Genomic DNA, 17,482 nt, shown 5'->3' with positions numbered 1-17,482 from the left:
GTTCTTGCGTTTCCGACTCTATCAGACTCTTTCGTGTCCGATTCCCGGTCGAAGCGGGTGTGCTTTCCAGTTCTTCGCTTTCGCGTTTCCCTTTCGGCGCGTCCACTACGTTAGTCGATTTCCTCGGTGACTCATAATCGAGCCGTCAGGCGAATTCCGGCATGCCGAAATTGCGCCCGCCAGGGCGAATCGTAGGTAGTGGTTGGCCCTCTCACGATGCTCCGGCCCGGTCCGATGGACCGCGCCAACAACGACTGCATCCGTTCAAGCGGCTCGGACTACATTAAGGAAGAGACGGGGGTCCGTCAAGTCGCGCGGCGACGACGGGGGCCACTGCGCGCGGTCCGGACGCACCGCCGCGTCCCTGTCGAACCACAAGCGCCACGGTCGGTGGAAGTCGTCACCGCCCACCCCGGTGTGTGTGGCCTGTTCCGCACCTGGTCCGCGGTGGCGGCGTGCCTTGCGGCGCGGACAGAGCCCGTCGGTGCAGTCGAGCAGGTCGACGCCTTCCGCGCCCGGACGGAATGGAAGGCGGTGGCAGGACGGGCCGGCCCTTCGGCGCGTTCCCGGTCGTTGGGGGGGGGCGGGAACCGGCGGGCGCGGGCGATGCCCGCCCCGGCCGGAGCTCGCCGGCCCCCAGCAGGACCCCGTCGCCCCGGGCCCCCGGCACCGGAAGCCGGCAGTGCCGCATCCCCGGCTGACTCGCCCAGCATGTACGCCGTCAGGAAACGGGCCACGTCCCACGGTCGGCCGTCCCTTCCTGTGAGGTACGCACGTCGCCGGTGATCCCCGCGAGGCGCACAGCGGCTCAGGCTCCGGCGGACGGCTTCGCCCTCGGGCTCAGTCGGTACGCCGAGACCGTCGGTTCACCGGCGAGGAAGAACCGGTGCTGCCAGTCGTGGGCCTTGCTCACGCCTACCCGAGGACCGGCCTGGATGAGCGCGGCAGGTACCGGCTCCCCATCGGTCAGCATGACCGAGGCGCCTGTCAGGAGGTCCGCGCCGTTGTGCTCCGCCGTGATGCCGAGTGCCTGGCAGAAGTTCCCCGGGCCCCGGGCGAGACGGCGGTACTCGACCGCCTCCCCTCGCCGCTTGCGTGCCAGGGCCTCTCCCTCGATGACCCTGCCTGCCCGGATGAGGACGGCCGAGGCGATGCCGTCCGTCCCCGTGACGACGTTGGCGCACCAGTGGAGACCGTGGGACCTGTAGACGTACAGGTGTCCCGCGGGTCCGAACATCACGGCGTTACGGGACGTCCGGCCCCGGTAGGCATGAGAAGCCGGGTCAGCCGTACCGGAGTACGCCTCGGTCTCCGTGACGGCGATGCTCACCGTCCCCTCGGCGGTGCTGCAGGTGAGGACGGTCCCGAGCAGCTCGGGGGCGACCTCCTCCGCAGGACGGGCGAGGCGGTCGACCTTCATGAGGCCCGCCGTGACGTGCCGGAGGTGACGTACACGTACGAGTGGCCCGGCGGACCGGATGTGACGCTGCTGCATGCCGTTCCGCCGGGAAAGGCGCGGAAGCCGGGATGGATCTCCCCGGCGTACGCCCCCACTCCCGTCAGCTTCGGCCCGATGAGCCCTTCGTCGGTGATCCGGGCCAGGCTGCGTCCCGGCGGTACGGGGGCCACGTCCACCACGGGCCGGTCGGAGAAGTCCCGCGTGAGCGGCGTACGGTCCATACCCTCGTTCATGGCGTCCGAGGGTACTGGGAAGGCCGCACCGGGAACCGGCTACGGTCGTCGCGCGTATGTAGAGGTCAGGACCAAGGAGGAGAACATCATGGGCTTCAAGCGGCTGCTCGCGAGCATGGGTGCCGGCGGTGCTTCGGTGGAGACCGAGCTGACCGAACTCAACGTCGTCCCCGGCGGGGTCGTCCAGGGCGAGGTACGGGTCCAGGGCGGATCCGTGGACCAGCAGATCGAAGGGCTCTCGGTCGGTCTCCAGGCGCGCGTCGAGGTGGAGGGCGGGGACCAGGAGACCAAGCAGGACATCGAGTTCACCAAGCTGCGCCTCGGTGGTGCCTTCGAGGTGAAGGCTGGCGCCGTGCACGTCGTGCCGTTCGGGCTGGAGATCCCCTGGGAGACGCCGATCACGATGTTCGCGGGGCAGCACCTGCGTGGCATGAACATCGGCGTGACCACGGAGCTGGAGATCGCCCGGGCGGTGGACTCCGGTGACCTGGACGCGATCAACGTGCACCCGCTGCCGGCCCAGCAGGCCATCCTGGACGCCTTCGGGCAGCTCGGCTTCGGTTTCCGCAGCGCGGACATGGAGCGCGGCCACATCCGCGGTACGCGCCAGCGCCTGCCGTTCTACCAGGAGATCGAGTTCTTCCCGCCGCAGCAGTACCGCGGGCTGAACCAGGTCGAGCTGACGTTCGTCGCGGACGACCGTGAGATGGACGTCGTCCTGGAGATGGACAAGAAGCCCGGCCTCTTCAGCGAGGGAAGCGACTCCTACCGCGCGTTCAAGGTCGGGCTGGACGACTTCCGGAACACGGACTGGGCCGCCTACCTCAACCAGTGGCTCGCCCAGGTCGGCGGACAGCGCAACTGGCTCTGAGAGCCTCTGCGCGTACCGGACGAGCGGGGGGCGTTCCGACACTGCGGCGAAGTGCCGCAGCCGTCGCGCGCCCCCCGGGAATCGGCCGCACAGCCCTTAGGGTCGGTGGGAGAGACATCGCAGCCGAACAGGAGAGGTGCTGACGTGACCGAGTCGAAGAGGGCGCCGCTGCCGCACGACTTCCATCCCGAGGTCCCCTCGTTCACCGTGGTGAGCGACGATCTCGCACCGGGGGGCGTCCTCGCGGACGCGCAGGTGTACTCGGCGGGGAACACCTCACCGCACCTGCGGTGGGAGGGGGTCCCCGCCGGGGCGAAGAGTTTCGCGGTGACGTGCTTCGACCCGGACGCCCCCACGGGCAGCGGGTTCTGGCACTGGGTGCTCTTCGACATCCCGGCGACGGTGACGGAGCTCCCGGCGGGCGCGGGCTCCGGCAGGTTCGAAGGTCTCCCCCGGGGCGCGGTCCACGTGCGCAACGACTACGGGGCGAAGGAGTTCGGCGGCGCAGCGCCGCCGGCCGGTGAGAACCACCGGTACGTCTTCACCGTGTACGCGGTGGACACCGAGAAGCTCGGGCCGGACGGCGACGCCACGCCCGCCGCGATCGGTTTCAACCTCAGGTTCCACACCCTGGCCCGGGCCCAGCTGATCGGTGAGTACGCCTCGCCCGACAGCTGACAGTTCTCCTCCTGTTTGCCCTGCCCTGGTCTTGGAGAGACCAGGGCAGGGCACTTTTTATTGCGTTGTCCATCACGGCTCGTCCGGACAGAGTTGATCCGGGCCCGCCGGGGGGCGGGCGGCACACGGGAGGTGGGCAGGATGCGGGACACACTGGTCCTCAACGCGAGCTTCGAGCCGCTGTCGACGGTGACGCTCAACCGTGCGGTGGTGCTCATCCTGCAGGACAAGGCCGTCGTCGAGCAGGCGGATCCCGGCCTCCGTATGCGGGGTGCCGCCGTCGACATCCCGGTGCCGCGGGTGATCAGGCTCTGCCGGTACGTACGGGTGCCGTTCCGAAGACACGCCCCGTGGTCCAGAAGGGGGGTCCTCATACGGGACCAGCACCGGTGCGCGTACTGCGGGCGGCGGGCGAGCACCGTGGACCACGTGGTGCCTCGCGCCCAGGGCGGCCAGGACACCTGGCTGAACACCGTGGCCTCGTGCGCGGAGGACAACCACCGCAAGGCGGCCCGGACGCCCGAGCAGGCGGGCATGCCGCTGCTGCGGCAGCCGTTCGTCCCCTCGCCGGCGGACGCCATGCTGCTCGCGCTGGGGGCAGGGGACCGGTCCGCGCTGCCGGAGTGGCTGGCTCGGTCCGCGGCGTGACCGCCGTACGCGGCCGGTGGTGGGAGACCCGTCCCCAGGGCTACCGGGACCGGGTCACCTCAGGGTGGTCCCGCAGGTCCCGGTGGATCGGCGCGCGGCGGCGGATGCGGGTGCATCGCACGGCGGAGGAGCGTCCGCCTACTGGATGTGTGGGGACGTTCCGACAAGGCGGCGAGGTGCCGTAGCGGTCGTCGCACGCCCGCCGGGAATCGCGGGACAGCCCTTCGGCGTCAGCGCAGTAGCAGCTGGACGATGGCGGCAGTGCCGACGACGACGATGAGGGCGCGCAGCAGGCGGGGGCTGAGCCGGCGGCCCACCTTCGCTCCGATCTGTCCGCCGATCGCGGAGCCCACGGCGATGAGCACGACGGCCGTCCAGTCGAAGTCCGCGACGAAGAGGAAGAAGAGTGCGGCGACGCTGTTGACGACAGCGGCGAGGACGTTCTTGACGGCGTTGAGCCGCTGCATGGTGTCGTCGAGCAGCATGCCCATGAGGGAGAGGTAGATGATCCCCTGGGCCGCCGTGAAGTAGCCGCCGTAGACGCTGGCGAGCATCAGTCCGGTGAACAGGAGCGGCCCGCCGTCGGGGCGGGCGGCCGTGCCGGTGCGGGCGCGGCGCCGCTGGACCGCCCTGCCGATCCAAGGCTGCAGGACGACCAGGACGAGTGCGAGGGCCACCAGGACGGGGACGATCGTCTCGAAGGCCGTGGAGGGCAGAGCCAGCAGGAGGGTGGCGCCGGTGAGACCGCCGACGAGTGCTCCGGCGCTCAGTTTGAGTATCCGGCGCCGCTGGCCCGCGAGTTCCCTGCGGTAGCCGATGGCGCCGCTGATGGACCCCGGGATCAGTCCGAGGGCGTTGGAGACCGTGGCGGTGACCGGGGGCAGCCCGGTGGCGAGCAGGACGGGGAAGGTGATCAACGTGCCTGACCCGACGATGGTGTTGATCGTGCCGGCGCCGACCCCGGCCGTGAACACCGCGAGCATTTCCCAGACGGACAAGGCCATCTCCTTCGATGGTCAGTGATGCCTCCCCGCCATGGAGGTCGAGGGGCTTCACCGATCATGCACGAAGGGGTTGTCCGGTCAGTCGACCGGGGGCTGCTCCCGGCGCTCCGTACCGGTGTTGAAGCCGGGGACGCCCCCGCCGAGGTTGCCGAAGGCGCCGCTGAGGCCCTTCAGGGCGTCGCCGATCTCGCTGGGGACGATCCACAGCTTGTTGGCGTCGCCCTCGGCGATCTTGGGGAGCATCTGGAGGTACTGGTACGAGAGGAGCTTCTGGTCCGGGTCCCCTGCGTGGATGGACTCGAAGACCGTGCGGATGGCCTGGGCCTCGCCCTCGGCGCGCAGGGCGGATGCCTTGGCCTCGCCCTCGGCGCGCAGGATGGCGGACTGCTTCTCACCTTCGGCGGTGAGGATGGCGGACTGCCTGATGCCCTCGGCGGTGAGGATGGCGGCGCGCTTGTCGCGGTCGGCGCGCATCTGCTTCTCCATCGAGTCCTGGATGGAGGTGGGCGGTTCGATGGCCTTGAGCTCGACGCGGTTGACGCGGATGCCCCACTTGCCGGTGGCCTCGTCGAGGACGCCGCGCAGCGCCGCGTTGATCTCCTCACGGGAGGTCAGGGTCCGCTCGAGGTCCATGCCGCCGATGATGTTGCGCAGGGTGGTGACGGTGAGCTGCTCGATCGCCTGGATGTAGCTGGCGACCTCGTAGGTCGCGGCGCGGGCGTCGGTCACCTGGTAGTAGATGACGGTGTCGATGTTGACGACGAGGTTGTCCTGCGTGATCACCGGCTGCGGCGGGAAGGGCACGACCTGTTCGCGGAGGTCGATCCGGTTGCGGATCGAGTCGATGAACGGGACGACGATGTTCAGCCCGGCGTTGAGTGTGCGGGTGTAGCGGCCGAAGCGCTCCACGATGGCGGCACTGGCCTGCGGGATGACCTGGATCGTCTTGATCAGGGCGATGAAGACGAGCACCACCAGAATGATCAGGACGATGATGATCGGTTGCATCGTGTGCCTCGTGCCCTTCGGTTGCCGACGGATCGCGGTGTTCGAGTTCGAACGGTCGTGACGGTCACGGTTCCTGTGACGGTCACGTCTCGTGCTTTCTTATGACAGTCGCGGTCTCATGATGATCGACTTCGAGTGTGGCAGAACACGGCCTGCCATGGGGCGAGTTCGCTCACATGACCACGGCCGTCGCGCCGTCGATGTCCACGACATCGACCTGGCGGCCCGGTTCGAAGCTCTGGTCGCTGTCGAGGGAGCGGGCGGACCAGATCTCGCCGGCGAGTTTGATGCGGCCCCCGCTGCCGTCGACCCGCTCCAGGACGACGGCCTGACGGCCTTTCAGGGCGTCGATGCCGGTGGCGTGGGTGGCCTGGCCGGACCGGTGCCGGGCGGCGATCGGGCGTACGACAGCGATGAGCGCCACCGACACCCCGACGAAGACGAGTACTTGGGCGACGATGCCACCGCCGAGGGCCGCGACGACCGCTGCGGCCACCGCCCCGACGGCGAACATCCCGAATTCGGGCATGGCGGTCAGGACGAGGGGGATGCCCAGTCCCACCGCGCCGATCAGCCACCACACCCACGCGTCGATGTCCACCCGCTCATCGTAGGACGCGGGTCACCTCCGCCGACAGGGCGCCGGAGGGGTGGTTGCCGGGAAGGGCGCTCAGGAGAGCGGGAGTCCGCGGGCCGTGTAGCGGTCGCCGTGGTGCTCGACGACGAGCGGCAGACCGAAGCAGAGGGAGAGGTTGCGGGAGCTGAGCTCGGTCTCCATGGGACCGGCGGCGAGGATCTTGCCCTGGCGGATCATCAGGACGTGGGTGAAGCCGGGCGGGATCTCCTCGACGTGGTGGGTCACCATCACCATCGAGGGGGCGTACGGGTCGCGGGCGAGGCGCCCCAGACGGCGGACGAGGTCCTCGCGTCCGCCGAGGTCGAGGCCCGCGGCGGGCTCGTCGAGGAGGAGGAGTTCGGGGTCGGTCATCATGGCGCGGGCGATGAGGGTGCGCTTGCGCTCCCCCTCCGAGAGGGTGCCGAACCGCCGGTCGAGGTACGCGGTCATGCCGAGCCGGTCGAGGAAGGCGCGGGCGCGCTCCTCGTCGACGGCCTCGTAGTTCTCGTGCCAGGTGGCGGTCATGCCGTACGCGGCGGTGAGGACCGTCTGCAGCACCGTCTGGCGCTTGGGCAGCTTTTCGGCCATGGCGATCCCGGCGATACCGATGCGGGGGCGGAGCTCGAAGACGTCGGTGCCGACGCCGCCGAGCTGTTCGCCGAGGATCCTGGCCGTGCCGGCGGTCGGGAAGAGGTAGCTGGACGCGATGTTGAGGAGGGTGGTCTTGCCGGCGCCGTTCGGGCCGACGATGACCCAGCGCTCCCCCTCCTTGACCGACCAGGAGACGTCGTCCACCAGAGCGCGTCCGTCGCGGACCACGGATACGTCCACCAGCTCCAGTACATCGCTCATGGCGCGTTGTCTCCCCATGCAGTGTCGAGATCGTCGCGTGCCGGTGGGCACGGCTCCCAGGGAAAACCTACGCCACCCGCGGAGTGCTCAGGCCCTGGGGCCGTTGCCTGAGGGTTGTCCCGCACTTCCCGGTGGATCGGCGCGCGGCGTCGGATGCGGTGCATCGCACGGCGGAGGAGCGTCCACATAATGGACGCATGGGGATGTTTCCGACAAAGCGGCGAGGTGCCGTAGCTGTCGTCGCACACCCGCCGGGAAGTACAGGACAGTCCTTAGGCTGTTCCCATGCTTTCGGAACCACGCTCAGGGCGGCTCGCCGCATGGGGTAACGCACTTCTGTCGGGGCTTGTGTCGCCGGACGACGCAGCGCTCGCGATCGTCGGTGAGGACGCGGTGCACCGTGTCCTGGGACTGCCGGGTGAGGCGGGGCCGGTCGGGCTCACGCTGGCGCTCGGGCGGCTGAGGGGGCTCGGCGCGACCGGTTTCCGGGTCGCGCTCCCGGTGCCCGGGCATCCGCTGGGGCTGAGCGGGCCGCCGGAATTCAACGCGCGGGCGCTGGAGGCCGAGGAGGCGGTGGTCACATACGGGGCCCCGTACGGGCTCGTACCGGAGGTGACGGAGGCGGGGCCCGCCGGGGACCTGCACGTGGAGGTGGTGTGGCACTGCCTTCCGGTGCGGGAGGCACCCCCGGCCGACGTGCCGTCGCTGGGTGAGGCGGAGCGGGAGCTCGCCGAGGCGCTGAGGGATGCGACGGCGGTGCTGTCGCGGCTGGACGTCGCCGGTTCCGGGCCGGTCGCGGAGGCGGCGGTGGACGCGTACCGGGCGCGGGCGGAGCGGGGCCGGGAGGTGCTGGCTCCGGGCTATCCCGCGCGGGCGGTGCGGGTCCTGGAGCTGGCCCAGCGGGTGGGGCTGCTGGTCTCGGTGGCCCACGAGAACGGCCACGGGGGCGCGGTGAGCGCTTCGGAGATCGCGGCCCGGGGTGAGGCCCTGCGGCCGGTGGAGCGGGTGGCCCGGCGGGCGCAGGTCGCGGCGTACAACGCGTACGTGGAGGAGCGGGGGCGGTGAGTCCGCCCCGCCCGCCGGGCGGTCCGGGGGGCTTCACATCGGCCCGCTCGACGGCGGCCACATCCGCCCTGCCCGCCGGGCGGCCCCGGAGAGCCCGCCCGGCGGGCGGTCTGCGGGGCGGCCGCAGGAAGGGAGCCCGCCGGTCGCCGGTCAGCCCGGCAGGCCGCTCCCCCTCAGCCCGCCGCCCCGTGCCTGACCGCCCAGAGCGCGGCCTGCGTCCTGTCCGACAGGTCGAGCTTCATCAGGATGTTCGAGACGTGGGTCTTGACGGTCTTCTCCGACAGCACCAGCGCCCGGGCGATCTCCCGGTTGGAGCGGCCGTCGGCGATCAGCCCGAGTACCTCTCGCTCCCTTTCCGTCAGGGTGTTCCCCCGCCCCGTACCGCTCCCGGAGTCCTCCTGGGCGAGGAGTGCGTCGGCGACCTCCGGCTGGAGCAGGACGTGCCCGGCGTGGACCGAACGGATGGCGCCCGCCAGGGCGTCCGGGTCGACGTCCTTGTACACGTACCCCGACGCGCCCGCGCGCAGGGCGGGGACGACCGTGCGCTGCTCGGTGAAGCTCGTGACGATCAGGACCTTGGCGGGGTTCTCCAGCTCCCTGAGCCTGCGCAGGGCCTCGATGCCGTCCGTACCGGGCATCTTGATGTCCATCAGGACGACGTCGGGCCGCAGCTCCTCCGTCCTGGCGACACCCTCGGCCCCGTCCGCCGCCTCCCCGACGACCTCCACGTCGTCCTGGATCTCCAGGAAGGTACGGAGTCCGCGTCTGACCACCTGGTGGTCGTCGACCAGCAACACCCTGATGATCTTGTCAGCCACTGGGGATCTCCATCCGGATCGTGGTGCCCTTGCCGGGCTCCGAGGCAACGGTGAGCCGGCCGCCGACGCTGCTCGCCCGGTGCCGCATCGAGACGAGGCCCAGATGACGGCCCGCCCGCCGGACCGCGTGGACGTCGAAACCGCTGCCGTCGTCGGCGATCCGCAGCACCGTGGCGGAGGCCCGCCGGCCGAGCGAGACGGAGACCCGCTCGGCGCCGGAGTGGCGCAGGGCGTTGTGGAGGGCTTCCTGGGCGACCCGGAGCAGCGCCTCCTCCTGGGCCGAGGGCAGGGCGCGTACGCCGCCGCTCTCGAAGGTGACCCGGGCGGCGTGGGCGCGGTCCATGACCCGGATCTGGGTACGGAGCGTGGCGACCAGGCCGTCCTCGTCCAGGGCTGCGGGGCGCAGCTCGACGACGGCGGCGCGTAGTTCGTCCACGGCTTCCGCGGCCAGGACCGCCACCTGCTGGAGTTCTCCCTTGGCGCGGACCGGGTCGCGGTCGACGAGGGCGGCGGCGGCCTGGGCGGTCAGCCGGAGGGAGAAGAGCTTCTGGCTGACGGCGTCGTGCAGCTCGTGGGCGAGCCTCGTGCGCTCCTGCGCGATCGTGAGCTCGCGGCTGCGCTCGTACAGCCGGGCGTTGGTGAGGGCGATGGCCGCGTGCTGGGCGAGGATGCCCAGCAGTTCCTCGTCCTCCTCCGTGAACCCGCAGCCGCCCTGCGGCTTGGGGCAGCGCTTGTTCGCGAGGAAGAGCGCGCCGATGGTCTCGTCGCCGTCCTGGATGGGCAGGCCGAGGAAGTCGGACATGTCGGGGTGGGCCTCGGGCCAGCCGCCGAAGCGCGGGTCCGCGCGGACGTCGGCGAGCCGCTCGGGCTTCGCCTCGTGGAGCATCGCGGCGAGGATGCCGTGCTGCCGGGGCAGTGGACCGATGGCCTTCCACTCCTCGTCGCTGACCCCGTCCACGACGAACTGGGCGAAGCCCCCGTGGTCGTCCGGCACGCCCAGGGCCGCGTACTCGGCGTCGAGCAGTTCCCGGGCGGACTGGACGATCGTCTTGAGGACGTCCCGCATCTCCAGGTGCCGGCTCATGGCGAGCAGCGCGGCGCTGACCGCGGCGAGGCCCGACGGGGGGCGATGGCTCATGCCCTCACCGTACCGGCGGGCACCCGGGGGCCGTATCCGCCTGAGGGCGGCCGCGAGCTAGGGCCGCAGGCCTAAGCCGTGGTGCGAAGTGGCCTCGTCCGCCCGGAGGGCAGGCCCGGCGTCTGGTGCGTGCAATCGCAAGGCGGAGGGTCGTCCTGGTACTGGGCGTATCAGGACGATCCCGACAACGCGGCGAGTGCGCGTGCCAGGCGCCGCCAGGCAGACGGGGCTTTCGCAACACGGTCCAGGCCTCCCGTCCGGTTCGGGCCGGGCTCGCGGCCCCTGGCACCGCACCTCGTCGCGCAACCGCCGGCCACCGGGGACCGTCCCGGCGGCCGGCCGTCCGCCCTGGTCACGAGGGTGGTGTTCTCTCCCGGTTCCTGTCGGCGAAGGCCCTCACTCTCCGCATTACACAAGCAACATTTCGTGAAGCGAAGGGGCTCCGCATGTGAGCCCAGGCATAGGACGCACGTCACTTACGAAGACGGATAGTTGACCCAAAACGGTCAATACGGCAGGCCTCAAAACGGACAGAGGGGCATGAACAGCTCCCTGTTCCACTATCTGGCTTCGTACGTCACACCTTTGCCACGGCATTTTGCTGCCGCTAAGAATTGCATCTGTCCCCGACGGAGATGCGCCCCGGCGCTTCCGTCCGCGTCCTCGCCGAGGACTCCTGCTATTCGAAGAGGTACGACTGCATGTCTGTCTCCCGCATCACCAGCCGTAACCGTCGCCTGAACAAGGCGCAGAAGCTCTCCGTCGCGGGTGTGTCCACCCTGGCCGCCGCCGCTCTCGCGTTCTCGCTCGTCCCGGACGACGCCTCGGCGACGACCGAGCCGCAGGCCGCCGCCGCAGCGCCGGTCGTCTTCGCCGGTGCGGCGCAGACGAAGTCCGTCCAGAACAGCATCCTCGAGCAGCACTCCACCGCCACCCAGCTGGTGAAGGCCGCCGATTCGGCCAAGGCCAAGGCCGCCGCCGACGCGAAGAAGGCGGAGGAGAAGGCCAAGGCCGTGGCGAAGGCCAAGAGCAAGGCCGCCGCCGAGAAGAAGGCGAAGGCCGCCGCCGACGCGAAGAAGCGTTCCGCCAAGAAGGCCGGCCGCTCGGCCGACCGCAAGCCGGTCTTCGCCGACAACCTCGACGGCTGGATCCGCGAGGCCCTCTCGATCATGCACGAGAAGAAGATCCCCGGCACGTACGAGGGCCTGCACCGCAACATCATGCGTGAGTCCAGCGGCAACCCGCGCGCCATCAACAACTGGGACATCAACGCGATCAACGGCATCCCGTCCAAGGGCCTGCTGCAGGTCATCAAGCCGACCTTCGACTTCTACCACGTCAAGGGCACGAAGCACGACCAGTACGACCCGGTCGCCAACATCACCGCTGCCGCCAACTACGCGGCGGACAAGTACGGCTCGATCGACAACGTCGACAGCGCGTACTGAGCCGGCCCGGCAGAGCCGGGGCACCGGTCCGGCCGGACCGCGTGACGGCCGGCGGGCATGCCGAAGGGCGGCACCCCACGGGGTGCCGCCCTCGGGCGTTTCCGGGTGCGGGAGCGGCGCGCGTTACTTGCGCATGACCTCCGGCTCGTGCCGGCGCAGCAGCCGCGCGACGGCGACGAAGCAGATCGCGCCGAGGAAGAGCAGCACCGCGATGTTGATCCCCCACTGACCGGCCGAGTGCTCCCAGAGCGGGTCCAGGTCGGTCGGGTTCTGCGGGTCCCACGGCGGCATGAGGTGGGCGAGGTCGAGTGTGGTGCCGGCCGCCGCCATCGCCCAGCGGGACGGCATCAGCCAGGCGAACTGCTCCAGGCCGGGCGAGCCGTACAGCTGGAAGAGCACGCCGGTGAAGACCACCTGGACGATCGCGAACATGACCAGCAGGGGCATGGTCTTCTCGGCCGTCCTCACCAGCGAGGAGATCATCAGGCCGACCATCATCGACGTGAAGCCGAGCGCGATGATCGAGAGGCAGATCTCCGCGGCCGGGTTCATGAACAGACCCTCCTCCGGCAGGTCGCGGGTGGAGAAGCCGATTCCGCAGATGATCACTCCCTGGAGGGCGGTGATCACGCCGAGGACGAGCACCTTGGAGACGAGGTACGCGGAGCGGGAGAGGCCGGTGGCCCGTTCCCGCTCGTAGATGACCCGCTCCTTGATCAGTTCCCGTACCGAGTTGGCGGCGCCGGAGAAGCACATGCCGACGGCGAGGATCAGCATGATCGTCCCCGCCTTGCTGTTGAACCTGGCGGGCGGAGTGGGCTCCGCCAGTCCGAAGTCCGACGGGATGACCACGCTGACGATGCCGAGGACCGCCGGCAGGATCACCATGAGGCCGAGGAACCCGCGGTCGGAGGCGATCACCGAGACGTACCGGCTCATCAGGGTCCACAGCTGGGCGGTCCAGCCCTGCGGCTTCGGCGGGCGGATCTGCTGCCGCGAGGGCATGTGGACGGGCTGTGCGGCCACGGCGTCGATGTCCGCGGCGTACATCTGGTAGTGCTGGGAGCCGCGCCAGCGGCCCGCCCAGTCGTAGTCGCGGTAGTTCTCGAACGCGGAGAAGACGTCGGCCCAGCTCGTGTACCCGAAGAAGTTCAGCGCCTCCTCGGGAGGACCGAAGTAGGCGACGGACCCGCCGGGCGCCATGACCAGGAGCTTGTCGCAGATCGCCAGCTCGGCGACGGAGTGCGTGACGACGAGGACGGTCCGGCCGTCGTCGGCGAGCCCGCGCAGCAGCTGCATGACGTCGCGGTCCATGCCCGGGTCGAGGCCGGAGGTCGGCTCGTCCAGGAAGATCAGTGACGGCTTGGTCAGCAGTTCGAGGGCGACGGAGACGCGCTTGCGCTGGCCGCCGGAGAGGGAGGTGACCTTCTTGTCCTTGTGGATGTCGAGCTTGAGCTCGGCGAGGACCTCGTGGATCCGGGCGGTGCGCTCGGCCTCCGTGGTGTCCGCCGGGAAGCGGAGCTTGGCCGCGTACCGGAGGGCCTTGGTGACCGTGAGTTCCTTGTGCAGGATGTCGTCCTGCGGGACGAGACCGATGCGCTGCCGCAGCTCGGCGAACTGCTTGTACAGGTCACGGTTGTCGTAGAGCACGTCGCCGCGGTTGGCGGGCCGGTAACCGGTGAGCGCCTTGAGCAGCGTGGACTTGCCGGAGCCCGACGGGCCGATGACCGCGATCAGCGACTTCTCGGGGACGCCGAAGGAGACGTCCTTGAGGATGTCCTTGCCCCCGTCGACCGTCACCGTGAGGTGGCGGGCCGAGAAGGAGACCTCACCGGTGTCGACGAACTCTTCCAGCCGGTCCCCGACCAGCCGGAACGTCGAGTGACCGACACCGACGATGTCGTTCGGGCCGATGAGCGCGTTACCGGACTTGCTGAGCGGTTGGCCGTTGACGTAGGTGCCGTTGTGGGACCCGAGGTCGCGGATCTCGAAGCGGCCGTCGGGCGTCGCGCAGAATTCCGCGTGCAGGCGCGAGACCTGCAGGTCGGAGACGACCAGCTCGTTCTCCAGGGCGCGGCCGATACGCATGATCCGGCCGAGGTCCAGCTGGTGGAAGGTGGTCGGGCTGCGGTCGCCGTAGACGGGGGCCACTCCCGCCGCGCCGCCGGGCCCGCCCGCTCCCGCCACCGGGGAGGGGCCGCCCTGCTGATGCGGGGCGGAGGGCTGGTGCGCCTGCTGATGCGGTACGGGGGGCTGGTGCGCCTGCTGGTGCGGTACCGGGGGCTGGTGCGCCTGCTGCCAGGGCGCCTGCTGCTGCGGGGGCTGCTGCCAGCCCCCCGGGGCGCTCCCCGGCTGCGGCTGCGGCTGCCCCAGCGGTGGTACGGGAGCCTGCTGGGCCGCCACCGCCTGGGCGCCCGGCACTCCCGCGGTCCCCGCGCCGGCCGCGGCGGTGAGGTTCAGCCGCGGTCCGTCGGTGGCGTTGCCCAGGTGCACCGACGTCCCCGCGCCGATCTCCGTCTGCTGGACCCGCCTGCCCTGCAGATAGGTGCCGTTGGTGCTGCCGTGGTCCTCTATGGACCAGTTCCGGCCGTTCCAGCTGATCGTGGCATGGCGCCACGACACCCTGGCGTCGTCGATCACGAGGTCGCCCTGCGGATCACGTCCGAGGGTGTACGGCCTGGACGGGTCGAGCGTCCAGGTCCTGCCATTCAATTCCAGTACGAGTTCCGGCACTCCGCGCCCCACTAGTTGTCCCCCGTGTCGCCCCCGTCACAGGGAGCCTAGGGATGCTGAACATCGTGGGGAACTATTCCAGGACCGGCCCCGGAACGGAAAGCCGGGCGGTGCGAAGACCGCGCGGAGTGCTCTCGGCTCCCCGCACCGCCCGGGAGATAACGGTGCGCAGTGCCGCAACCGGGGCGGCCGGCACCCGGGCCGGCGCACCTGGTCGCAGTCCTGTCACGGTCTGTCCGCCACTCGGGACGGGCTTCGGCGGGCCCGTACCCGACCTATACGGTGGGACTCACCATGAGCGCACCTCAGCCCCCTCAGCCTCCCCGGTCCCCTGAGCTTCCTGAGCCTCCTCAGGGCCCGGACACGCCCACGCTTCTCGTCAAGATCTTCGGGAAGGACCGGCCGGGAATCACCGCCGGACTCTTCGACACCCTGGCCGCCTACGCCGTCGACGTCGTGGACATCGAGCAGGTCGTCACCCGGGGCCGTATCGTCCTGTGCGCCCTGGTGACCCCTCCGGCCGCGGGCGGCACGACCGAGGGCGACCTGCGGGCGACCGTGCACAGTTGGGCGGAGTCACTGAAACTCCAGGCCGAGATCATCTCCGGTACGGGCGACAACCGGCCCCGCGGCGTCGGCCGTTCCCATGTGACCGTGCTGGGCCACCCGCTGACCGCGGAGACCACGGCGGCCATAGCGGCCAGGATCACCTCGACCGGCGGCAACATCGACCGTATCTTCCGCCTGGCCAAGTACCCCGTCACCGCAGTGGAGTTCGCGGTCTCCGGCACCGGGACCGAGGAGCTGCGGACCGCCCTGGCCGTCGAGGCCGCCGGGATCGGCGTCGACATCGCCGTCGTGTCGGCCGGACTGAGCCGCCGGGCGCAGCGGCTGGTCGTGATGGACGTGGATTCCACGCTCATCCAGGACGAGGTCATCGAGCTCTTCGCGGCCCACGCCGGCTGCCAGGACAAGGTCGCCGAGGTGACCGAGCAGGCGATGCGCGGAGAGCTGGACTTCGAGCAGTCGCTGCACGCACGCGTGGCGCTGCTGGCGGGGCTCGACGCGTCGGTGGTCGACAAGGTGCGAGCGGAGGTCCGGCTCACTCCGGGGGCGCGGACCCTGATCCGTACGCTGAAGCGGCTGGGTTACCAGGTGGGCGTGGTCTCGGGTGGCTTCACCCAGGTCACGGACGACCTCAAGGAGCGTCTGGGGCTGGACTTCGCCTCGGCCAACACCCTGGAGGTCGTCGACGGCAGGCTGACCGGCCGGGTCGTGGGTGACATCGTGGACCGGGCCGGCAAGGCCCGTCTGCTGCGGAGCTTCGCGGAGCAGGCCGGGGTGCCGCTGGCACAGACGGTGGCGATCGGTGACGGGGCGAACGATCTGGACATGCTGAACACGGCCGGCCTGGGCGTCGCGTTCAACGCCAAGCCGGTCGTCCGCGAGGCCGCCCACACGGCGGTGAACGTCCCCTTCCTGGACACCGTGCTGTATCTGCTCGGGATCACCCGCGAGGAGGTCGAGGCCGCCGACGGCCTGGTCGACTGAGCACGTGGCAGGACGGGACCCCGGCACGTTCGCCGTGCCGGGGTCCCGTCGTACGTGCATACGGCGGCCGTCGCACGTAGGGCCCGCCTGTCGGCAGGTGGAGGCAGCCCCGGTGTGGGGTGCGGGACGGGCCCGGTGACGCCTCAGCCGTTCGGTGTCCAGTATTCGACGAGTGTGCCGACGCCGTGTTCCAGGCCCTTCCAGGAGCCCGGGAACTCGACGACGGCATAGGCGGCGGTGGGGAACCCGTCCCTGGTCATCCGGGCGAGCGTGTCCCCGTCACCCTGGCCGGAGAGAGCGTCGGCCGCCCCGTGCATGCCGGGGTTATGGCCGACGACCACGAGGTTGCGCACGTCGTCGGGGGTCTCGTTGAACAGGGCGATCAGTTCACCGAGGGAGGCGTCGTACAGCCTCTCCTCGTACACGGTCTTGGGACGCTGCGCGAACTCGTGGACCGCGAGCTTCCAGGTCTCGCGGGTCCGGACGGCGGTCGAACACAGGGCCAGATCGAAGACGATGCCGGAATCGGCGAGCTTGCGGCCGGCGACGGGGGCGTCTTTCCGGCCCCTCTCGGCCAGTGGCCGCTCATGGTCGGACTGCTGCGACCATTCCGCCTTCGCGTGCCGGAGAAGGACGATCCTGCGAGGTGTATCGGCGCTCATACACCTCAGCTTCGCACGGATCGAGCGTCCGGGCGCAGGGTGTCGGCGTGCTAGCCCGGGCGGGTGACGGAAGCCGTACGACACACCCGCGTCCCGTCCGGACCGCCGGCTGCGCCGGGGCGGACGGCGGATCGGGGCACGCGGCCGTGGCTCCGGCCGGGAGGGCGGGACAGCCCGCGGCCAGGGGCTCCGCTCACGGGGCCAGCAGTTCCAGGACGCGCCCCAGCAGTTGTCCGACCGCGGGGTCGCCGGACGCGGCCTGCGCCCGGCCGGGCCCCGAGATCAGGAGGAGGAGCGCGGCGAAGGCGAGCGCGGGGAGCGCTACGGCCCACCACGGCAGCCGCACCTCGACGGTGTCCGAGGCGTCACGGTGGGTGCGGTTCTCTGTACGGGCCGGCATGTCCGTCTCCAGGGTCCTCGGTTGTGGTACCGAAAACCTACGGACCGGCCTGCGGTGGTCCCATCCGGTGACCCACCCGGTCGACCCTGAACCTTGCCCCCTAGGGGAGGGTGGGGCCAGCCCTACCACCGAGGGTGCCGGGGAGCCGTCCGAGCGGCCGAATACTCCGTCGAGTGGTCACGGGGAGGCGATCGTGGCGATCACGCCGATGATCACCGAGATGAGAAGCATCGCCCCGAACACGAGGAGCAGCTTCTTCTGGCCGTTCTGGGGATGCGGATCGAGCACTGGCATGGGC

General features: G+C 70.4%; 18 protein-coding genes. 6 read left to right on the top strand and 12 right to left on the bottom strand.

What is annotated here, in order from left to right; all coding sequences use genetic code 11:
- Positions 1-808: 808 nt before the first annotated feature.
- Together ACH4VO_RS26625 and ACH4VO_RS26620 are read right to left on the bottom strand one after the other, a co-directional pair.
- The gene (locus ACH4VO_RS26625; protein WP_360994167.1) at positions 809-1,420 is read right to left on the bottom strand and encodes a DNA-3-methyladenine glycosylase; all 612 of its coding nucleotides are present in this window, start codon (positions 1,418-1,420) and stop codon (positions 809-811) included.
- Positions 1,417-1,692 carry a DNA-3-methyladenine glycosylase gene (locus ACH4VO_RS26620; RefSeq protein WP_360994164.1) on the bottom strand — a complete coding sequence of 92 codons (276 nt, stop codon included), beginning with the start codon at positions 1,690-1,692 and terminating at the stop codon, positions 1,417-1,419. Before ACH4VO_RS26620 ends, ACH4VO_RS26625 begins: the two co-directional genes overlap by 4 nt.
- An 88-nt stretch (positions 1,693-1,780) precedes the next feature.
- On the opposite strand from ACH4VO_RS26620, the gene ACH4VO_RS26615 reads away from it, so the two are divergent.
- From ACH4VO_RS26615 to ACH4VO_RS26605, 3 genes are all read left to right on the top strand, one after another.
- The gene (locus ACH4VO_RS26615) at positions 1,781-2,563 is read left to right on the top strand and encodes a sporulation protein (protein ID WP_360994179.1); all 783 of its coding nucleotides are present in this window, start codon (positions 1,781-1,783) and stop codon (positions 2,561-2,563) included.
- A 144-nt stretch (positions 2,564-2,707) separates the two neighbouring features.
- Positions 2,708-3,241, top strand: coding sequence for a YbhB/YbcL family Raf kinase inhibitor-like protein (locus tag ACH4VO_RS26610; RefSeq protein ID WP_360994161.1), 534 nt, complete (start codon positions 2,708-2,710; stop codon positions 3,239-3,241).
- Positions 3,242-3,382: 141 nt separating this feature from the next.
- Positions 3,383-3,889 (top strand): HNH endonuclease, encoded by a 507-nt coding sequence (locus tag ACH4VO_RS26605; protein ID WP_069172280.1) that lies wholly within the window; start codon positions 3,383-3,385, stop codon positions 3,887-3,889.
- 230 nt (positions 3,890-4,119) lie between these two features.
- On the opposite strand, the gene ACH4VO_RS26600 is transcribed toward ACH4VO_RS26605, so the two are convergent.
- From ACH4VO_RS26600 to ACH4VO_RS26585, 4 genes are all read right to left on the bottom strand, one after another.
- Positions 4,120-4,893 carry a sulfite exporter TauE/SafE family protein gene (locus ACH4VO_RS26600; protein ID WP_360994157.1) on the bottom strand — a complete coding sequence of 258 codons (774 nt, stop codon included), beginning with the start codon at positions 4,891-4,893 and terminating at the stop codon, positions 4,120-4,122.
- Between the two features lie 78 nt (positions 4,894-4,971).
- A complete protein-coding gene (locus ACH4VO_RS26595; protein WP_069172278.1) occupies positions 4,972-5,901 on the bottom strand; it encodes an SPFH domain-containing protein in 930 nt (309 codons plus the stop codon).
- Positions 5,902-6,073: 172 nt separating this feature from the next.
- A complete protein-coding gene (locus ACH4VO_RS26590) occupies positions 6,074-6,502 on the bottom strand; it encodes an NfeD family protein (RefSeq protein WP_360994155.1) in 429 nt (142 codons plus the stop codon).
- A gap of 69 nt (positions 6,503-6,571) precedes the next feature.
- Positions 6,572-7,369: an ABC transporter ATP-binding protein gene (locus tag ACH4VO_RS26585; RefSeq protein WP_360994152.1), complete on the bottom strand. Its 798-nt coding sequence runs from the start codon at positions 7,367-7,369 to the stop codon at positions 6,572-6,574.
- A gap of 285 nt (positions 7,370-7,654) precedes the next feature.
- On the opposite strand from ACH4VO_RS26585, the gene ACH4VO_RS26580 reads away from it, so the two are divergent.
- Positions 7,655-8,434: a hypothetical protein gene (locus ACH4VO_RS26580; RefSeq protein WP_360994150.1), complete on the top strand. Its 780-nt coding sequence runs from the start codon at positions 7,655-7,657 to the stop codon at positions 8,432-8,434.
- A gap of 173 nt (positions 8,435-8,607) precedes the next feature.
- Here ACH4VO_RS26580 and ACH4VO_RS26575 read toward each other — a convergent pair whose 3' ends face one another.
- Together ACH4VO_RS26575 and ACH4VO_RS26570 are read right to left on the bottom strand one after the other, a co-directional pair.
- Positions 8,608-9,252: a response regulator transcription factor gene (locus tag ACH4VO_RS26575; protein WP_360994148.1), complete on the bottom strand. Its 645-nt coding sequence runs from the start codon at positions 9,250-9,252 to the stop codon at positions 8,608-8,610.
- Positions 9,245-10,390 carry a GAF domain-containing sensor histidine kinase gene (locus ACH4VO_RS26570; RefSeq protein WP_360994146.1) on the bottom strand — a complete coding sequence of 382 codons (1,146 nt, stop codon included), beginning with the start codon at positions 10,388-10,390 and terminating at the stop codon, positions 9,245-9,247. The genes ACH4VO_RS26575 and ACH4VO_RS26570 overlap by 8 nt, the downstream gene beginning before the upstream one ends.
- 701 nt (positions 10,391-11,091) lie before the next feature.
- Here ACH4VO_RS26570 and ACH4VO_RS26565 point away from each other — a divergent pair.
- Positions 11,092-11,838 (top strand): transglycosylase SLT domain-containing protein, encoded by a 747-nt coding sequence (locus tag ACH4VO_RS26565; protein ID WP_360994143.1) that lies wholly within the window; start codon positions 11,092-11,094, stop codon positions 11,836-11,838.
- Positions 11,839-11,961: 123 nt separating this feature from the next.
- On the opposite strand, the gene ACH4VO_RS26560 is transcribed toward ACH4VO_RS26565, so the two are convergent.
- Entirely contained in the window at positions 11,962-14,583 is a 2,622-nt protein-coding gene (locus ACH4VO_RS26560) for an FHA domain-containing protein (RefSeq protein ID WP_360994141.1), read from the bottom strand.
- A 282-nt stretch (positions 14,584-14,865) separates the two neighbouring features.
- On the opposite strand from ACH4VO_RS26560, the gene serB reads away from it, so the two are divergent.
- Entirely contained in the window at positions 14,866-16,122 is a 1,257-nt protein-coding gene (gene serB, locus ACH4VO_RS26555; RefSeq protein ID WP_360994138.1) for a phosphoserine phosphatase SerB, read from the top strand.
- A gap of 143 nt (positions 16,123-16,265) precedes the next feature.
- Here serB and ACH4VO_RS26550 read toward each other — a convergent pair whose 3' ends face one another.
- From ACH4VO_RS26550 to ACH4VO_RS26540, 3 genes are all read right to left on the bottom strand, one after another.
- Positions 16,266-16,784, bottom strand: coding sequence for a histidine phosphatase family protein (locus ACH4VO_RS26550; protein ID WP_360994136.1), 519 nt, complete (start codon positions 16,782-16,784; stop codon positions 16,266-16,268).
- Positions 16,785-16,977: 193 nt separating this feature from the next.
- Entirely contained in the window at positions 16,978-17,184 is a 207-nt protein-coding gene (locus ACH4VO_RS26545) for a hypothetical protein (protein WP_360994133.1), read from the bottom strand.
- 177 nt (positions 17,185-17,361) lie between these two features.
- Entirely contained in the window at positions 17,362-17,478 is a 117-nt protein-coding gene (locus tag ACH4VO_RS26540) for an SGM_5486 family transporter-associated protein (protein WP_307127715.1), read from the bottom strand.
- Positions 17,479-17,482: the final 4 nt, after the last annotated feature.

The organism is Streptomyces sp. NPDC020780 (assembly GCF_044334475.1).
Classification (GTDB): domain Bacteria; phylum Actinomycetota; class Actinomycetes; order Streptomycetales; family Streptomycetaceae; genus Streptomyces.
Note: the sequence above shows the minus strand (reverse complement) of the source record. Positions and strands in the feature narration are given on the sequence as shown.

Bases quoted from the DNA above. Each gene is read 5' to 3' on its own strand.
- ACH4VO_RS26625 (WP_360994167.1), bottom strand. From the start codon at position 1,420: ATGAAGGTCGACCGCCTCGCCCGTCCTGCGGAGGAGGTCGCCCCCGAG.
- ACH4VO_RS26620 (WP_360994164.1), bottom strand. From the start codon at position 1,692: ATGAACGAGGGTATGGACCGTACGCCGCTCACGCGGGACTTCTCCGAC.
- ACH4VO_RS26615 (WP_360994179.1), top strand. From the start codon at position 1,781: ATGGGCTTCAAGCGGCTGCTCGCGAGCATGGGTGCCGGCGGTGCTTCG.
- ACH4VO_RS26605 (WP_069172280.1), top strand. From the start codon at position 3,383: ATGCGGGACACACTGGTCCTCAACGCGAGCTTCGAGCCGCTGTCGACG.
- ACH4VO_RS26600 (WP_360994157.1), bottom strand. From the start codon at position 4,893: ATGGCCTTGTCCGTCTGGGAAATGCTCGCGGTGTTCACGGCCGGGGTC.
- ACH4VO_RS26595 (WP_069172278.1), bottom strand. From the start codon at position 5,901: ATGCAACCGATCATCATCGTCCTGATCATTCTGGTGGTGCTCGTCTTC.
- ACH4VO_RS26585 (WP_360994152.1), bottom strand. From the start codon at position 7,369: ATGAGCGATGTACTGGAGCTGGTGGACGTATCCGTGGTCCGCGACGGA.
- ACH4VO_RS26580 (WP_360994150.1), top strand. From the start codon at position 7,655: ATGCTTTCGGAACCACGCTCAGGGCGGCTCGCCGCATGGGGTAACGCA.
- ACH4VO_RS26570 (WP_360994146.1), bottom strand. From the start codon at position 10,390: ATGAGCCATCGCCCCCCGTCGGGCCTCGCCGCGGTCAGCGCCGCGCTG.
- ACH4VO_RS26565 (WP_360994143.1), top strand. From the start codon at position 11,092: ATGTCTGTCTCCCGCATCACCAGCCGTAACCGTCGCCTGAACAAGGCG.
- serB (WP_360994138.1), top strand. From the start codon at position 14,866: ATGAGCGCACCTCAGCCCCCTCAGCCTCCCCGGTCCCCTGAGCTTCCT.
- ACH4VO_RS26550 (WP_360994136.1), bottom strand. From the start codon at position 16,784: ATGAGCGCCGATACACCTCGCAGGATCGTCCTTCTCCGGCACGCGAAG.
- ACH4VO_RS26545 (WP_360994133.1), bottom strand. From the start codon at position 17,184: ATGCCGGCCCGTACAGAGAACCGCACCCACCGTGACGCCTCGGACACC.
- ACH4VO_RS26540 (WP_307127715.1), bottom strand. From the start codon at position 17,478: ATGCCAGTGCTCGATCCGCATCCCCAGAACGGCCAGAAGAAGCTGCTC.